We start from the raw sequence: 14,723 nt of genomic DNA, 5'->3' as shown, positions 1-14,723 counted from the left end.
CGACCGATGAGCGACACCCCCACCCCCTACGGCGCCGCCGGCGGACTCGTCCGCGTCTATCCCGCGCGCGTGATCGAGCGCCCCACGCCCGGACTCGTCTGGCTGCACGGCGGCGGGTTCGCCGCCGGCGACATCGACATGCCCGAGGCCGATCACGTCGCACGGACGTTGGCGGATGCCGGGACCACGGTCCTCTCGGTCGACTACCGCCTCGCGCCGCTGCCGGACGGATGGGAGCCGCCCGCGGTCGAGCCCGGGCGCGAGCGCGCCGGGTTCCCCGCCGCATCCGACGACACGCTCGCGGTGTGGGACTGGCTGCACACCGAGGCCGCAACGCTCGGGGTGGATCCGGCGCGCCTCGCGATCGGCGGGGCGAGCGCCGGAGCCAACATCGCGGCCGGCGCCGTGCTGCGCCTCATCGCGAACGACCGCGCGCTGCCGGCGCTCGTGCTGCTGGCCTATCCGACGCTGCTCGCCGAGCAGCCCGACCCCGACGAGGCGCTCCGCGCCGCACTCGACGCGCAGCCCGAGGCGGACCGGTTCGGCCGCGACGCCGTGCTCGGCATGTACGAGAACTACCTCGCCGGATCGGTCGTGGGCGCCCCGCTGGCCGCGATCCCGGGCCTCGCGACGGCCGACGAGCTCGCCGAGTTCCCGCCGACGCTCATCGTCGCGGGCGACGTGGACGAACTGCGGGTCTCGAGCGAGCACTTCGCGCGCACCCTGGCCGCCGCCGGCCGCGAAGTCGAGCACATCATCGAACCGGGCACCGACCACGGGCACTTGAACCGTCCGGACGAGGGGGATGCCGCATCCCTCACCCTCGCTCGCTTCGCCGCACGGCTCGCGGCGCTGTCCTCGTGAGCGGCGCACCGGGGACGGTCGCGGCCGTCGACCTGGGCGCCACGAGCGGACGGGTGATCGTCGGCCGCGTCGGCGCCGACACCCTCGAGACGACCACCGTCGCGCGCTTCGCGAACGAGCCGGTACGCCTGCCCGACGGCCTGCACTGGAACCTGCTCGGCCTCTACGGATCGGTCCTCGCCGGACTGCGCGAGGCCCTGCGCGGCGACGCGAACGTCGCGAGCATCGGCGTGGACTCGTGGGCCGTCGACTACGGCCTCGTCGCGAGGTCGCGCCTGCTGGGCGAACCCTTCCACTATCGCGACGAGCGCACCGCGCGCGGCGTCGAGCCGGTCCACCGGACACACCCGCACGACGCACTGTTCGCCCGCAACGGTCTGCAGTTCCTGCCGTTCAACACGCTGTACCAGCTCGCCGCCGAGGACCGCGACCTGCTCGCGCTCGCCGATCACGCGCTCCTCATCCCCGACCTGATCGGGTTCTGGCTCACCGGGCAGGCGCGCACCGAGCGCACGAACGCGTCGACGACGGGGCTGCTCCGCGCCGACACGGGCGAGTGGGATGCCGACCTGATCGCCGCGCTCGGCCTGTCTCCGTGCCTGCTCGCACCGCTGGTCTCGCCCGGTGAGGCGATCGGCGACCTGTCGGCGGAGGTCGCCGACGCCCTCGGCGCGCAGGCCACGGTCACGGCCGTCGGGTCGCACGACACGGCATCCGCCGTCGTCGCCGTGCCCCTGGCGTCGCGGGACGCTGCCTACATCTCCTGCGGCACGTGGGGACTCGTCGGTGTCGAGGTCGAGCGCCCCGTGCTGACGGAGACGGCCCGCGAGGCGAGGTTCACGAACGAAGGCGGTGTGGACGGCCGCATCCGTCTGCTGCGCAACGTCATGGGGCTCTGGATCCTCAGCGAGACCGTGCGCGGTTGGCAGCGCGAGGGCGAGGCCGTCGAGCTCGGCGACCTGCTGGAGGCCGCTGCGGCGGTGCGGCAGCCCGTCGCGGTCTTCGACGTCGACGACCCCCGCTTCCTCCCGCCGGGCGACATGCCCGCGCGCATCGCCGCGTGGTGCGACGAGCACGGCGTGGCCGCGCCGCGGAGTCGCGCCGAGATCGCCCGCAGCATCGTCGAGTCGCTCGCACAGGCGTTCGCCGACGTGGCGCACGAGGCGGGCCGCGTCGGCGGAGTCGACGTGCGCGTCATCCACGTCGTCGGCGGCGGCGCGCTGAACGAACTGCTGTGCCAGCGGACCGCCGATCGCGCGGGCGTGCCGGTGCTCGCCGGCCCCGTCGAGGCGACCGCGCTCGGCAACATCCTCGTGCAGGCCCGCGCGGCGGGCCTCGTGTCCGGCTCGCTCGAGGCGCTCCGCGACCTCGTCGCCCGCACGCACCTGCCCCGCCGGTACGAGCCGCGCACCGGTTGAAGGCGGGCCGCGTCGCCGCCCACCCCTAGGCTGAAAATCATGGCCGCGCAGACCCTGAACCGCGAGATCCTGCGCCTGGCCGTCCCCGCGCTGGGGGCGCTCGTGGCCGAGCCGATGTTCCTCATCGTGGATGCCGCCCTGATCGGCCACCTCGGTGTCGTGCCGCTCGCGGGGCTCGGGATCGCGAGCGCCGTGCTGCAGACGATCGTCGGACTGATGATCTTCCTGGCCTACTCGACGACGCCCGCCGTCGCGAGGCGCTTCGGTGCGGGCGACAGTCGCAGCGCCGTCAGCGTCGGGATCGACGGGCTGTGGCTCGCCCTCGGGCTCGGGGCGCTGCTCGCCCTCGCCGGCTCGCTCGCGACGCCGTGGCTCGTCGACCTCTTCGGTCCGGCGCGCGACGTCGCCGAGCAGGCGGTGACCTACCTCGCCCTGTCGATGTGGGGCCTGCCCGCCATGCTCATCGTCTTCGCCGCGACGGGGCTGCTCCGCGGCATGCAGGACACGGTCACCCCGCTGTGGATCGCGGGCCTCGGGTTCGGCGCCAACGCGCTCCTGAACTGGCTGTTCATCTACGGATTCGGGTGGGGCATCGCGGGGTCGGCCGCCGGCACGGTCGCCGCGCAGTGGGGCATGGTCGCCGCGTACGCCGTGGTCATCGGACGCCTCGCGCGGCGGCACTCGGCATCCGTCCTGCCCCAGCGCGAGGGCGTGCGGGGGTCGGCGCGGTCGGGCGGGTGGCTGTTCCTGCGGACGGTGTCGCTGCGCGCGGCGCTGCTCGCGACCGTCGGCGTCGCGACGGGTCTCGGCACCGACGAGCTGGCCGGATGGCAGGTCGCGTTCACGATCTTCTCGACGGCGGCCTTCGCCCTCGACGCGCTCGCGATCGCGGCGCAGGCGCTGATCGGCCGCGGGCTCGGCGCACAGGACGAACCGTTCGTGCGCCGTGTGCTCGGCCGCACGGTCGCGTGGGGCGCCTGGTTCGGGGTCATCGTCGGCGCACTGATCGCGGGCCTGTCGGGGGTCATCGGTCTCGCGTTCACCGGCGATCCGGAGCTCGCCGCCCTCATCCAGCCGGCGCTCCTGGTCCTCGCCCTCGCGCAGCCGATCTGCGGCGTGGTCTTCGTGCTCGACGGCGTGCTCATGGGGGCCGGCGACGCGAAGTACCTCGCGATCGCCGGCGGCCTGAACCTCGTGCCGTACCTGCCGGCGCTGGTGCTCCTGATCGCCGTGCACCCGGCCGGATCGGGCGGGCTCGCGTGGCTCGCGGTCTGCTTCTTCGGCGTCTACATGCTCGCGCGCCTCGTGACGCTGGGCTGGCGGGTGCGGCGGGCCGAATGGCTGACCGTCGCGGTGTGACGTCACCGCCGTCCCCTAGAGTGCGGGCATGGACCCGCGCGACGACGACTTCCTGAAGGACCTGCACCGCCTGGTGCAGCGGTTGAACCGGATGCCGGAGGCCGAGGACGCCCCGCTGACCCCGCTCGGCGAGCGGGTAGCCGATCACCTCGGCGCCGACCCGACCGCGCTCCCGATGGTGTCGGAGTCGGTTCCGCCGCACCGGCTCGTCGACCTCGACCTCGCCCTCGATGCCCTCGCCGGCGACGACGCGGAGGTGCTCGGCCTGCGCGGCGGCCGGCACCTGCGCCACGAGGAGTTCGCGGGCCTGCTCGCCTCGCCCTACGCCCGCATCCAGCCGGGACCGGTCGAGTACGTGTCGGTCCCGACCGGCCCCGACACGAGCCGGCAGACCAAGTCGACGGCGCTCCGCCTCTTCCGTGTCGACGGGATGCCGGTGGCCGCCCTGCAGCGCGCGGCCGACCCGCAGACGGGTCGCGAGACCGCGACGCTCGACGTCGTGGCGGCGTCGCCCGAGGTCGCGTCGGGCCTGCTCGCGGAGGTGCGCCGACTGATGGCCGAGCTCAGCGTCGTCCGCGGCAACGTCGTGAGCTTCGCGCGCGGCGAGTTCGGGCACCACGGCATCGGCAAGATGACGTTCCTCGAGCGACCGACCGTGACCGCCGATCAGGTGATCCTGCCGGACGGGCTGCTCGACCGCATCCGTGCGCACGTCGTCGACATCGGCGGCAGGGCGGGCGACCTCCGTGCGCGCGGGCAGCACCTCAAGCGCGGCGTGCTGCTGTACGGCCCTCCCGGCACGGGCAAGACGCTGACGATCCGCCACCTCATCCACGAGACGCCGGGCACGACGGTCGTGCTGCTGCAGGGCGCGGCGCTCGGACTGATCGGCGAGGCGGCGGCGCTCGCCCGGGCGATGAGCCCCGCGCTCGTCGTGCTCGAGGACGTCGACCTCGTCGCCGCCGACCGCGGCGACTTCGGTCTGCAGCCGCTGCTGTTCGAGGTGCTCGACGCGCTCGACGGCCTCGACGGCGACGCCGATGTGGCGTTCGTCCTCACCACGAACCGGGCCGAGATCCTCGAGCCGGCGCTGGCCGCCCGCCCCGGCCGCGTGGACCTCGCGCTCGAGATCCCGCTGCCCGACCTGCCCGCACGGCAGCGGCTGTTCCAGGTCTACGGCAGCGGCCTGCCGCTGTCGGCCGAGGCGCTCGCGACGGCAGCCGAGCGCGCCGAGGGGGTCACGGCATCCTTCGTCAAGGAGGTCATCCGCCGGGCGGTGCTGCGCGCCGTCAGCGACGACCGCGACGTGACCGACGACGACCTCGCCGTGGCGCTCGACGCGATGCTCGAGGACACCCGCGGCATCTCGCGCGTGCTGTTCGGCGGCGACGCGGCGGCCGATGCGCAGGCCACCGGCGGGCACGGGTCGGCGGAGTTCGGGATGTTCGGCTGATGCGCCGGCGGGGGTCGGTGCTCGCGGCGACCATCGTGGCCGTCGCCCTCGCCGGCTGCAGCGGCGGCGGCGTCCTGGCCGGGGGCACGGCGCACGGCGCATGCGAGGCGCCGACGCTGACGGTGTCACCCGAGACGGCGGCGCCCGGCGAGACCGTCGCCGTGACCGGCGCCGGATGGACCGTCTGCAACGACACTCCGAACGACCCCTCGGGGGAGGCGCCCTGGCGGGAGGTGACCGTCGAGCTGCGCCAGGACGGCGCATCCCGTGCGCTCGGCACCGCGTCGATCGAGGACGGCCGCCTCGACACGGAGGTCACCGTCCCCGCCGATGCACGACCCGGGTTCGCCCTGCTGGTCGTCGGCCGAACCGACGCCACCTACACCGTCGGCCTCACGATCGAGGACTGACCCGGCCGACTATCAGGCGTAGCGCCGGCACCACTCGTACATGACGACCGCCGCGGCGGCCGAGGCGTTGATCGACCGGGTCGACCCGTACTGGGTGATCTCGACGACTCCGGATGCCGCGGCGAGCGCCTCGGGCGACAGCCCCGGCCCCTCCTGGCCGAACAGGAGGACGCACCGCTCGGGCAGGTCCGAGCGGTCGACCGGCACCGAGCCGTCGACGTTGTCGATCGCGAGGATCGGGAGCCCGGCGGCATCCGCCCAGGCGGCGAAGGCCGCGACGTCCTCGTGATGACGGACGTGCTGGTACCGGTCGGTCACCATGGCCCCGCGACGGTTCCAGCGCCGTTTGCCGATGATGTGCACCTCGGCCGCCCCGAACGCGTTGGCGCTGCGCACGATCGAGCCGATGTTCATGTCGTGCTGCCAGTTCTCGATCGCGACGTGGAACGGATGCCGCTTCTCGTCGAGGTCCGCCACGATCGCCGCCATGGTCCAGTAGCGGTAGCGGTCGATCACGTTGCGGCGGTCGCCGTCCGCGAGCAGGTCGCGGTCGTACCGCGGGTCGTCGGGCCAGGCGCCCGGGCCGCCCGGCCACGGACCGACGCCGACGGGGAGCTGCGCTTCCGCGTCTGACGGATCGGTCTGCTCGGGCACCGGTCCAGGCTAGCCGCGCGCGGCGCCGTGCGCCCCGTGCACCCGTTCGTCGCCGAATCACCAGCCGCGTGCCGAATCACCATCGGAATGCGCGCATTCGAATGGTGACTCGGCAGCCGAGTGGTGATTCGGCCCAGGGGGCGACGCCGCACGCGCGCCGTGCCACGCGCGCAGCAGCACGAGCACCGCATCGCACCCGGTGCGCTAGATTTTTCGGTATGCCGAAAAATCGAGCGCCTGCAGACACGCGCACGCGTGCGGCCTGGCTGCTGGGACCTGCACTGGTCGCCGGGGTCGCCTACCTCGATCCGGGAAACGTCGCGAGCAACATGACCGCGGGCGCCCGCTACGGCTACCTGCTGGTGTGGGTCGTCGTGCTGGGCAACGTCATGGCGTGGCTCATCCAGTACCTGTCGGCGAAGCTCGGGATCGTCACCGGGCAGAGCCTGCCCGAGGTGCTCGGCAGCCGCATCCGCACCAACACGGCGCGTCGCGCCTACTGGCTGCAGGCCGAACTCGTCGCGATGGCCACCGACGTCGCCGAGATCATCGGCGGCGCCGTCGCGCTGTGGCTGCTGTTCGGTGTCCCCCTGCTGTGGGGCGGGCTCATCACCGGCGCGGTCTCGATCGCGCTGCTGCTGATCCAGTCCCGTCGCGGGGCGCGCAGCTTCGAGTTCGTCATCATCGGGCTCATGGCGATCATCGCCCTCGGCTTCACCTACGGCGTCTTCGTCGGACCGCCCGAGCCCGCCGGCGTCGTCGAGGGCCTCCTCCCCCGGTTCGACGGCACCGACTCGGTGCTGCTGGCGGCATCCATCCTCGGGGCGACGATCATGCCGCACGCGATCTACGCGCACAGCTCGCTCGCCCGCGACCGCTTCCGTCCCGCCGAGGACCGTAAGAGGACGGATGCCGCGGCCGCCGACGCCGCGATCGACACCCGCCGCATCCTCCGCGCCACCCGGTGGGACGTGACGATCGCGCTCGCGATCGCCGGCACCGTGAACCTCTGCATCCTGCTGCTCGCGGCGGCGAACCTCGCCGGGGTCCCCGGCACCGACAGCCTCGAGGGCGCCTACGCGGCGCTGCAGGACGGCATCGGACCGGTCGTCGCGACACTGTTCGCCGTCGGCCTGCTCGCGAGCGGACTGGCCAGCAGCGCGGTCGGCGCCTACGCCGGGGCGGAGATCATGCACGGGCTCCTGCGCGTCCGCATCCCGCTCCTCGCCCGCCGCCTCGTGACGCTCGTCCCCGCGCTCGCGATCCTCGCCCTCGGCGTCGACCCGACGTTCGCCCTCATCCTCAGCCAGGTGATCCTGAGCTTCGGCATCCCGTTCGCGCTCATCCCCCTCGTCGCGCTCACCGCGAAGCGCGACGTGCTCGGCGGCTACCGCAACCGGGTGTGGACGACGGCCGCAGGCATCCTGGCCTCGGTCTTCCTCGTGACGCTCAACGCCCTGCTGCTCTGGCTGACCCTCTTCGGCGGATAATCTGGGGTCCGTGCCCGCCTCCGTGTCCACGGTCGACGATTACCTCAAGACGATCTACCACCACACCGAGTGGCAGACCGATCCCGTCACCCCGTCGGTGCTCGCCGCCGAACTCGGACTCGCGCCGTCGTCGGTCACCGAGATGGTCAAGAAGCTCGCCGCGCAGGGCCTCGTGGCGCACCGCCCGTACGGACCGATCTCGCTGACGGATGCCGGGACCCGCCGCGCGACCGCGGTGATCCGCCGCCACCGCCTCATCGAGACGTGGCTCGTGCGCGAGTTCGGCTACGCATGGGACGAGGTGCACGACGAGGCCGAGCTGCTCGAGCACACGATCAGCGACCGCCTGCTGGCGGGCATCGACGCACGGCTCGGCCACCCGCGGTTCGACCCGCACGGCGACGCGATCCCGGGGCCCGACGGCAGTGTCGAGCGCGAGCCGTTCGTGCTGCTCGCCGAGGCGACGATCGGACACACCGGCCGCGTGCTGCGCGTCTCGGACCGCGACCCCGCGCTCCTGCGCTCGCTCGAAGAGATCGGCATCGACGTCAGCCACACCCTGACGGCGACGGGGCGCGGCGCCGTGCAGATCGACGGCGGTCCGACGATCGAGTTGCCGCCGGCCGCCGCACAGGCGGTCTGGCTGACCGCCTGAGTCAGCGCGCTCTCGCCGGGAGCACCGCACGTCTGCACCACCGCCGGTGCTGCTGTCGCACCGCGCGCGGGTCCGGGTCCCCTCCCGCCCCAGCCGTCGTGCATCCGTCACCGCACCCGACCGCGAGAGCTCAGCGCAGGCGCAGCCGTCGGCCCTTCAGGTACGGCCATTCGGTGCGTGTCGCGTGCTCGGCGTAGTGCCACATGCGGGCGCCGACGTCGGGGTCGATCGCGATCCGCGGCGCGCGCTCGAGCACCGGCGCCCCGGTGTACGTCCGCGCGGGACCCCAGTACTGGCCGCCCTCGGCGTCGGGGTCGACGAGCGCGCGCACCGGCGCCCACGCTCCTCGCTCCTTCGACTGCGCGACGGCGGCCTGCAGACCGCCGAGCAGGCGCTTGCGCCGCGACGGCGCGCTGACGCCGGGGATCCGTCGCGTCCGCCCGCCGAGCGAGTAGCCGGGATGCGCGACGAGGCTCTGGACGGGAACGGATGCCGCACGCAGCCGCCGGTCCGCTTCGAAACCGAGCGCCGCGGTGGCGACCTTCGACTGCACGTACGCCCGCCACGGGGTGTAGTCGTCGACGAGTTCGGGGTCGATCGGGTCCCACGGGAAGAGCTTGGTCGCGATCGAGCCGAGCCAGACCATGCGGCCGCGGGCGGCGGCGAGCGCGGGCAGCACGGCACCGGCGAGCGCGTAGTGGCCGAGCGCGTTCGTGGCGATGACGAGCTCGTGCCCGTCGCGGGTCACCTCGCGCTCCTCCGGCGGGTGGACGATACCCGCGTTGAAGAGGGCGCCGTGCAGTCCGACGCGTCCGCGGACGGTCGCCGCGGCGGCGCGGACCGAGCCCAGGTTGCTCGTGTCGAGCGCGAGGGTCTCGAGGTCGGCATCCGGCACCTGGTCGAGGATCGCGGCCCGCGCGCGCGACAGCCGCGAGGGGTTGCGGGCCGTCATGACGACGTGGGCACCGGCCGCGGCGAGCTGCAGACAGCTGAAGAATCCGACACCCGTGTTCGAGCCGGTGACGAGGTAGCGGCGACCGCTCAGATCGGGGAGATCGTCCGGGTCCCAGTCATCGCGCGCCACATGCTCGACCCTACGCTCGGCACCTATGCGCGGCATCCTCTTGCGCTCGGCGTTCCCACGGCGTGCCGAATCACCAGCCGCGTGCCGAGTCACCACCCGATTGCGCGCATTTCCGTGGTGATTCGGCACCTCGGTGGTGATTCGGGTCGGACCCGGCCGGCGCGGCGCGTGCGAGAGTGGACTCATGAACGAGCTCGAGCAGAACCTGCTGTACAGCGTCGTCGGGCTGTCGCTGCTGACCTCGCTCGTGCTCATCGTCGTCCGCGGGTTCCGACGGCGCGGCGACGACCGCCGCGGCCGCAAGCCGTGGGACGACCTCGACCCCAAGTAGGGCTTGCGCCGGCGGGGTTACTGCGGCTGCAGGCCCAGGTCGTCGAGGTCGATCGCGGCGAGCCAGGTGAGACCCGCCGCCTCGACCGCGGCCTGCGCACCCGTCTTGCGGTCGACGATCACGGCCACCGCGACGGGCTCGGCGCCCTCGCGGCGCAGCGCCTCGACGGCCTTGAGCGCCGACTGACCGGTGGTCGAGGTGTCCTCGACGACGACGACGCGCTTGCCCGCGACATCGGCTCCTTCGACCTGACGACCGCGGCCGTGGTCCTTGGGCTCCTTGCGGACGACGAACGCGTCGAGCGGCGCGTCGGTGCGCGCGGACTCGTGCATGACGGCGTTCGCGATGGGGTCGGCGCCGAGCGTCAGCCCGCCGACCGCGACGATACCGTCGACGTCGCGGATGAGGTCGAGCATGATGCGCCCGATGGCGGGCGCCGCGCGGTGGTCGAGCGTGAGCTTTCGCATGTCGACGTAGTAGGTCGCCTTCTTGCCGCTCGACAGGGTGAAGTCGCCGTGGAACACGGCCTCCTCCTGGATGAGCGAGATGAGGCTCTGGCGGTCGGCTTCGAGTGCGGGCGTGGAGGCGACGGTCACGGCTCCGAGTCTACGACCGGCGGCGTCGGACGCCCGATCTAGGCTGGGAACCATGCGGCTTGCCACCTGGAACGTCAACTCCATCCGCGCGCGCGTCGTGCGCACCGTCGAGTTCGCCGTGCGCGAGAACATCGACGTGCTCGCGATGCAGGAGATCAAGTGCAAGCCCGAGCAGTTCCCCTACGAGGCGTTCGGAGAGGCGGGCTACCACGTCGAGGCGCACGGCCTGAACCAGTGGAATGGCGTCGCGATCGCGAGTCGTGAGCCGATCACCGAGGTCGAGTACGCCTTCCCCGACATGCCGGGGTTCCTGAAGGGCCACGAGGGTCCGGATGCCCCGCAGGAGGCCCGCGCGCTCGGCGCGACGATCGACGGGGTCAAGGTGTGGAGCCTCTACGTCCCCAACGGCCGCGGTCTCGACGACCCGCACTTCGCGTACAAACTGCACTGGCTCGAGGCGCTGCGCGCCTACACGCAGTCGACGCTCGCCGCGCAGCCCGGCCTGCCGCTGGCCCTCGTCGGCGACTTCAACATCGCCCCGACCGACGCCGACAACGGCGACCCGACGGTCGTCGAGGGCGTGACGACGCACGTCTCGCCCGAGGAGCGCGCCGCCTTCCAGTCCCTGCTCGACGCCGGCCTCACCGACACGGTCCGCCCGCTCGTCCCGACCGGCTACACCTACTGGGACTACAAGCAGCTGCGCTTCCCCCGCAACGAGGGCCTGCGCATCGACTTCATCCTCGGTTCGGCGGCCTTCGCCGACGGTGTCGTCGGGGCATCCATCCACCGCGACGAGCGCAAGGGCGAGATCCCCAGCGACCACGTGCCGGTGGTCGTCGACCTCGACCTCGGCGGCGAGGACGACGACGACCGTCCGATGATCTTCTGACCAGGCCCGCCCGCGACGCGCGGGTCGCCCGATCGCTCAGCCGCGCAGTGCGCCCAACTGGGCGGACAGCTCGCGTGCAGCGCGCGAGACCAGCCCGCCGAGTGCATCGAGGCGGGGTCCGATCCGCACCTTCGGCGCGCTCACGTTGACGGCGGCGACGACGCGTCCGGTGAAGTCGATGACCGGAGCGGATGCCGCGACGACTCCGAACTCGAGCTCCTCGTCCGACAGCGCGTACCCGTGCTCGCGGATGCGCTCGAGCTCGGCGAGCAGGCTCGCGAAGTCCGACACGGGCGCACTGCCGGGCGGGGGCGAGTCGAGGACGGGGAAGACGGAGGCGTCGGACTGATCGAAGCGGCCCACGAGCGGCCGGTCGTGACCGTGGTGCCCATACCACTGCTCGAGCGACTCCTCGTCCCAGTCGCTGAGCAGCGCCCGGCCCGACGGCGTCCGCCAGGCGGCGGTGGTGGTGCCGGCCCATCCGGTCGTGCGGATGTCGTGCGGGCTGAGCTCACTGAGCAGCGTCAGCACATTGCCGCCGCGCAGGACGCACAGGTGGCTGGTCTCACGGGTGGACTGCACCAGTCGGAGCAGGATGCGGCGGGCACCATGGACGAGCGTGCTGCTCGCCGTGCGCGCGGCGAGGGAGTACAGGCGGGACCCGAGCAGGTAGCGCAGCGTCGCGTCGTCGCGCTCGACGAGGCCGGTCTCGGCGAGCGTCGCGAGAGTCCGCGAGACCACCGCTTTGTCGCGGCCGGTCATCGCGGCGATCTGCGAGACGCCGAGACCGCCGCCGCGCACCGCCTCGTCGGTTCCGAGGAGCTCGAGGATCTCGACGTCGCGGCCGAGACCGGACGCGTTGCGGCGGGGCTGGGGCGCTCGGGTGGCTGAGGTCATGCGTCGATCCTAATCCGCTTTGTTGCCATATGCACAACACCTTTTGCGCAAATGGCGACACGGCGTACGGTGATCTCACCCGGTATCCCCTCAACGTCGAGATAGGAGCACCCGTGACCGGATTCACCTGGGATGGTTTCGCCGCCTTTCTCAGCCGCCGCGCCGACGACATCATCGAGCTCACCCGCGACCACCTGGTCGTCGTGCTCGTCTCGGTCGCGCTGGCGACGATCATCGGCGTCGGCCTCGGCATCCTGGTGCGCGATCGCCGCATCGCCCGCACCTCGGTGCTCACCGCCGCCGCCGTCGCAATCACCATCCCCTCCCTCGCCCTGCTCGCTCTGCTGAGCCCGATCCTCGGGCTCGGCTGGCTCCCCACCGTCGTCGCGCTCGTCTTCTACTCGCTGCTCCCGGTCGTGCGCAACACCGTGGTCGGGCTGCGCGAGGTTCCCGTGTCGGTGCTCGAATCGGCTCGCGGCATGGGACTCGGGCCCACCCGCATCCTCCTCACCGTGCAGCTCCCGATCGCCTGGCCCGTCATCATGACCGGCATCCGCGTCGCCGCACAGCTGACCGTCGGCATCGCGGCCATCGCCGCCTACGTCGCCGGGCCTGGCCTCGGCGAGTACATCTTCAAAGGCCTCAGCTCGCTCGGATCCAAGAACGCGCTCAACTACGCCCTCACCGGCACGATCGCGGTGATCCTGCTCGCCCTGCTGCTCGACGGCATCCTCCTTCTCATCTCCCGCCTCACCACCTCAAGGGGTCTCCGTGTCTGACACCACCACGAACACCGGCGTCCTGTCGTCCCTCGCGGCTCAGCCCGGCGGCGTCGACATCGTCCTCGACCACGTGACGAAGCGGTATCCCGGCCAGGACACCGCTGCCGTCGAGGACTTCTCGATGCGCGTCGAGCCCGGCGAACTGGTCATGTTCGTCGGCCCGAGCGGATGCGGCAAGACGACCACCATGAAGATGATCAACCGCATCATCGAGCCCACTTCGGGATCGATCCGCATCAACGGCGACGACATCCTCTCGCTCGACGGCAACGAGCTGCGCCGCCACATCGGCTACGTGATCCAGCAGATCGGCCTCTTCCCGCACGTCACGATCGCCGAGAACATCGCGATCGTGCCGAGGCTGCTCGGCTGGTCGAAGGCACGCGTGGCGGAGCGCGTCGACGAGCTGCTGCGAACCGTCCAGCTCGACCCGGGCGTCTTCGCGAACCGCTTCCCCCGCCAGCTCTCCGGCGGCCAGCAGCAGCGGGTCGGCGTCGCCCGCGCCCTCGCCGCCGACCCGCCGGTCATGCTCATGGACGAGCCCTTCGGCGCCACCGACCCGATCACGCGCGAGAAGCTGCAGGCGGAGTTCCTGCGGCTGCAGGCCGACATCGGCAAGACGATCATCTTCGTCACGCACGACTTCGAAGAGGCCATCCGCCTGGGCGACCGCATCGCGGTGCTCGGCGAGCGCAGCCACATCGAGCAGTTCGACACTCCGGCCCGCATCCTCGCGGCACCGGCCAACGACTACGTGCGCTCATTCATCGGCGAGGGCGCGGCGCTCAAGCGCCTCGCCCTGATCCCGGTGTCCGACGCGCGCATCGGCGCCGCCGACGCGGGGGCTCCCCCGACGACGATCGACGAGGCCGCGTCGCTGCGCGAGGCGCTCGACGCGCTGGTGCTGACCGGCGCGCCCCGCGTCAACGTCACGCGCGCCGGCTCCATCGTCGGCTCGATCGACCACGCCGCCGTCTCGGCCGCCCTCGCCGGCGGCTCCGACGCGCAGGGGGCGTGAGATGACGGGCCCGCAGGTCGTCCCCTCGGCGACCACGCTGCTGCAGACGCAGCGCCGTCCGCGGCGTGGGATGCCGGTGCTGCTGCGTCGGGTGATGCCGCTGATCGTGGTGGCCGCCGTCCTGCTCGTCACCTACCTCTGGGTCTCGAGCCTCGAGCTCGACTCGATCGAGCAGCGCACCCTGAACGCCGGCTACATCAGCGCCCGCATCGGCGAGCACCTCGTCCTGTCGATCATCGCGTCGGTGCTGGTCGCCGCGACCGCGATCCCCACCGGCATCATGGTCAGCCGCTCCCGCTCCCGCGTCGTGCGCACGGTGGTCATCGCGATCGCCAACATCGGCCAGGCGACGCCCGCGATCGGCGTCGTGATTCTGCTGGCGATCGTGTGGCAGACCGGCTTCACGACCGCCCTCGTCGCCCTCGTCGCCTACTCGTTCCTGCCGGTGCTGCAGAACACGATCGCCGGTCTCGCCCAGGTCGACCCCGGCATCCGCGAGGCCGCGCGCGGCATGGGCATGCGCCCCGGTCAGGTCCTGCTCCGGGTGGAGCTCCCCCTCGCCTCGCCGGTCATCCTCGCCGGCCTGCGCACGGCACTCGTCTTCGCGGTGGGAGTCGCCACCGTCGCGACCTTCATCAACGCGGGGGGCCTCGGCGACATGATCGTCAACGGCCTGAAGCTGCAGCGATACCCCGTCCTCGTCGTCGGCGCCGTCCTCGTCGCCGCGATCGCCGTCCTCATCGACTGGGCGGCGGGACTCGTCGAGGACATCTCCCGCCCCAAGGGCATCTGACACCCCATCTCACCTCAGCGTGAAAGG

At 72.4% G+C, this 14,723-nt stretch carries 16 protein-coding genes; 12 read left to right on the top strand and 4 right to left on the bottom strand.

What is annotated here, in order from left to right; genetic code table 11:
- Positions 1–6: 6 nt before the first annotated feature.
- From ACPEH2_RS13240 to ACPEH2_RS13220, 5 genes are read left to right on the top strand one after another with little or no spacing between them, the layout of a single operon-like run.
- Positions 7–864 carry an alpha/beta hydrolase fold domain-containing protein gene (locus ACPEH2_RS13240; protein ID WP_359920380.1) on the top strand — a complete coding sequence of 286 codons (858 nt, stop codon included), beginning with the start codon at positions 7–9 and terminating at the stop codon, positions 862–864.
- Positions 861–2,282, top strand: a complete 1,422-nt coding sequence (locus ACPEH2_RS13235; protein WP_359920383.1) for a rhamnulokinase — start codon at positions 861–863, stop codon at positions 2,280–2,282. Before ACPEH2_RS13240 ends, ACPEH2_RS13235 begins: the two co-directional genes overlap by 4 nt.
- A 39-nt stretch (positions 2,283–2,321) precedes the next feature.
- Positions 2,322–3,641 (top strand): MATE family efflux transporter, encoded by a 1,320-nt coding sequence (locus ACPEH2_RS13230; RefSeq protein WP_363492452.1) that lies wholly within the window; start codon positions 2,322–2,324, stop codon positions 3,639–3,641.
- Between the two features lie 28 nt (positions 3,642–3,669).
- Positions 3,670–5,094, top strand: coding sequence for an ATP-binding protein (locus tag ACPEH2_RS13225; RefSeq protein WP_359920389.1), 1,425 nt, complete (start codon positions 3,670–3,672; stop codon positions 5,092–5,094).
- Entirely contained in the window at positions 5,094–5,504 is a 411-nt protein-coding gene (locus ACPEH2_RS13220; protein ID WP_359920391.1) for a hypothetical protein, read from the top strand. The genes ACPEH2_RS13225 and ACPEH2_RS13220 overlap by 1 nt, the downstream gene beginning before the upstream one ends.
- Before the next feature lie 12 nt (positions 5,505–5,516).
- Here ACPEH2_RS13220 and ACPEH2_RS13215 read toward each other — a convergent pair whose 3' ends face one another.
- A complete protein-coding gene (locus ACPEH2_RS13215; RefSeq protein WP_359920393.1) occupies positions 5,517–6,158 on the bottom strand; it encodes a TrmH family RNA methyltransferase in 642 nt (213 codons plus the stop codon).
- A 218-nt stretch (positions 6,159–6,376) separates the two neighbouring features.
- Here ACPEH2_RS13215 and ACPEH2_RS13210 point away from each other — a divergent pair, with 218 nt between their 5' ends.
- Positions 6,377–7,648 carry an Nramp family divalent metal transporter gene (locus ACPEH2_RS13210; RefSeq protein WP_359920396.1) on the top strand — a complete coding sequence of 424 codons (1,272 nt, stop codon included), beginning with the start codon at positions 6,377–6,379 and terminating at the stop codon, positions 7,646–7,648.
- 10 nt (positions 7,649–7,658) lie between these two features.
- Entirely contained in the window at positions 7,659–8,303 is a 645-nt protein-coding gene (locus tag ACPEH2_RS13205; RefSeq protein WP_359920399.1) for a metal-dependent transcriptional regulator, read from the top strand.
- Between the two features lie 130 nt (positions 8,304–8,433).
- On the opposite strand, the gene ACPEH2_RS13200 is transcribed toward ACPEH2_RS13205, so the two are convergent.
- On the bottom strand, positions 8,434–9,387 hold the full coding sequence (locus tag ACPEH2_RS13200) for an SDR family NAD(P)-dependent oxidoreductase (RefSeq protein WP_064002595.1): 954 nt from the start codon (positions 9,385–9,387) through the stop codon (positions 8,434–8,436).
- A gap of 184 nt (positions 9,388–9,571) precedes the next feature.
- Here ACPEH2_RS13200 and ACPEH2_RS13195 point away from each other — a divergent pair, with 184 nt between their 5' ends.
- Positions 9,572–9,718, top strand: coding sequence for a hypothetical protein (locus ACPEH2_RS13195; protein ID WP_423718884.1), 147 nt, complete (start codon positions 9,572–9,574; stop codon positions 9,716–9,718).
- A gap of 17 nt (positions 9,719–9,735) precedes the next feature.
- Here the strand turns inward: ACPEH2_RS13195 and pyrE are convergent, their stop codons facing one another.
- Positions 9,736–10,314 (bottom strand): orotate phosphoribosyltransferase, encoded by a 579-nt coding sequence (gene pyrE / locus ACPEH2_RS13190; RefSeq protein ID WP_253035811.1) that lies wholly within the window; start codon positions 10,312–10,314, stop codon positions 9,736–9,738.
- A gap of 52 nt (positions 10,315–10,366) precedes the next feature.
- On the opposite strand from pyrE, the gene ACPEH2_RS13185 reads away from it, so the two are divergent.
- Positions 10,367–11,206 (top strand): exodeoxyribonuclease III, encoded by an 840-nt coding sequence (locus ACPEH2_RS13185; protein WP_423718883.1) that lies wholly within the window; start codon positions 10,367–10,369, stop codon positions 11,204–11,206.
- Positions 11,207–11,242: 36 nt separating this feature from the next.
- Here ACPEH2_RS13185 and ACPEH2_RS13180 read toward each other — a convergent pair whose 3' ends face one another.
- Entirely contained in the window at positions 11,243–12,103 is an 861-nt protein-coding gene (locus ACPEH2_RS13180) for an IclR family transcriptional regulator (protein WP_423718882.1), read from the bottom strand.
- 113 nt (positions 12,104–12,216) lie between these two features.
- Between ACPEH2_RS13180 and ACPEH2_RS13175 the strand changes: the two genes are divergently transcribed.
- The 3 genes from ACPEH2_RS13175 to ACPEH2_RS13165 are packed head-to-tail and all read left to right on the top strand — an operon-like array spanning position 12,217 to position 14,696.
- The gene (locus tag ACPEH2_RS13175; protein ID WP_217532155.1) at positions 12,217–12,882 is read left to right on the top strand and encodes an ABC transporter permease; all 666 of its coding nucleotides are present in this window, start codon (positions 12,217–12,219) and stop codon (positions 12,880–12,882) included.
- Positions 12,875–13,903 carry an ABC transporter ATP-binding protein gene (locus ACPEH2_RS13170; protein WP_217532152.1) on the top strand — a complete coding sequence of 343 codons (1,029 nt, stop codon included), beginning with the start codon at positions 12,875–12,877 and terminating at the stop codon, positions 13,901–13,903. Before ACPEH2_RS13175 ends, ACPEH2_RS13170 begins: the two co-directional genes overlap by 8 nt.
- 1 nt (position 13,904) lies before the next feature.
- Complete coding sequence (locus tag ACPEH2_RS13165) at positions 13,905–14,696, top strand: ABC transporter permease (protein WP_423718881.1); 792 nt, start codon at positions 13,905–13,907, stop codon at positions 14,694–14,696.
- Positions 14,697–14,723 lie beyond the last annotated feature (27 nt).

This window comes from Microbacterium sp. NPDC064942 (genome assembly GCF_049545525.1).
Taxonomy (GTDB): domain Bacteria; phylum Actinomycetota; class Actinomycetes; order Actinomycetales; family Microbacteriaceae; genus Microbacterium; species Microbacterium gawkjiense.
The sequence above is the reverse complement of the archived record's forward strand: the minus strand, read 5'-3'. Positions and strand labels throughout refer to the sequence as shown.

Coding starts and splice junctions, on each gene's coding strand:
- ACPEH2_RS13220 (WP_359920391.1), top strand. CDS start 5,094: ATGCGCCGGCGGGGGTCGGTGCTCGCGGCGACCATCGTGGCCGTCGCC.
- ACPEH2_RS13195 (WP_423718884.1), top strand. CDS start 9,572: ATGAACGAGCTCGAGCAGAACCTGCTGTACAGCGTCGTCGGGCTGTCG.
- ACPEH2_RS13225 (WP_359920389.1), top strand. CDS start 3,670: ATGGACCCGCGCGACGACGACTTCCTGAAGGACCTGCACCGCCTGGTG.
- ACPEH2_RS13210 (WP_359920396.1), top strand. CDS start 6,377: ATGCCGAAAAATCGAGCGCCTGCAGACACGCGCACGCGTGCGGCCTGG.
- ACPEH2_RS13165 (WP_423718881.1), top strand. CDS start 13,905: ATGACGGGCCCGCAGGTCGTCCCCTCGGCGACCACGCTGCTGCAGACG.
- ACPEH2_RS13230 (WP_363492452.1), top strand. CDS start 2,322: ATGGCCGCGCAGACCCTGAACCGCGAGATCCTGCGCCTGGCCGTCCCC.
- ACPEH2_RS13185 (WP_423718883.1), top strand. CDS start 10,367: ATGCGGCTTGCCACCTGGAACGTCAACTCCATCCGCGCGCGCGTCGTG.
- ACPEH2_RS13180 (WP_423718882.1), bottom strand. CDS start 12,103: ATGACCTCAGCCACCCGAGCGCCCCAGCCCCGCCGCAACGCGTCCGGT.
- ACPEH2_RS13240 (WP_359920380.1), top strand. CDS start 7: ATGAGCGACACCCCCACCCCCTACGGCGCCGCCGGCGGACTCGTCCGC.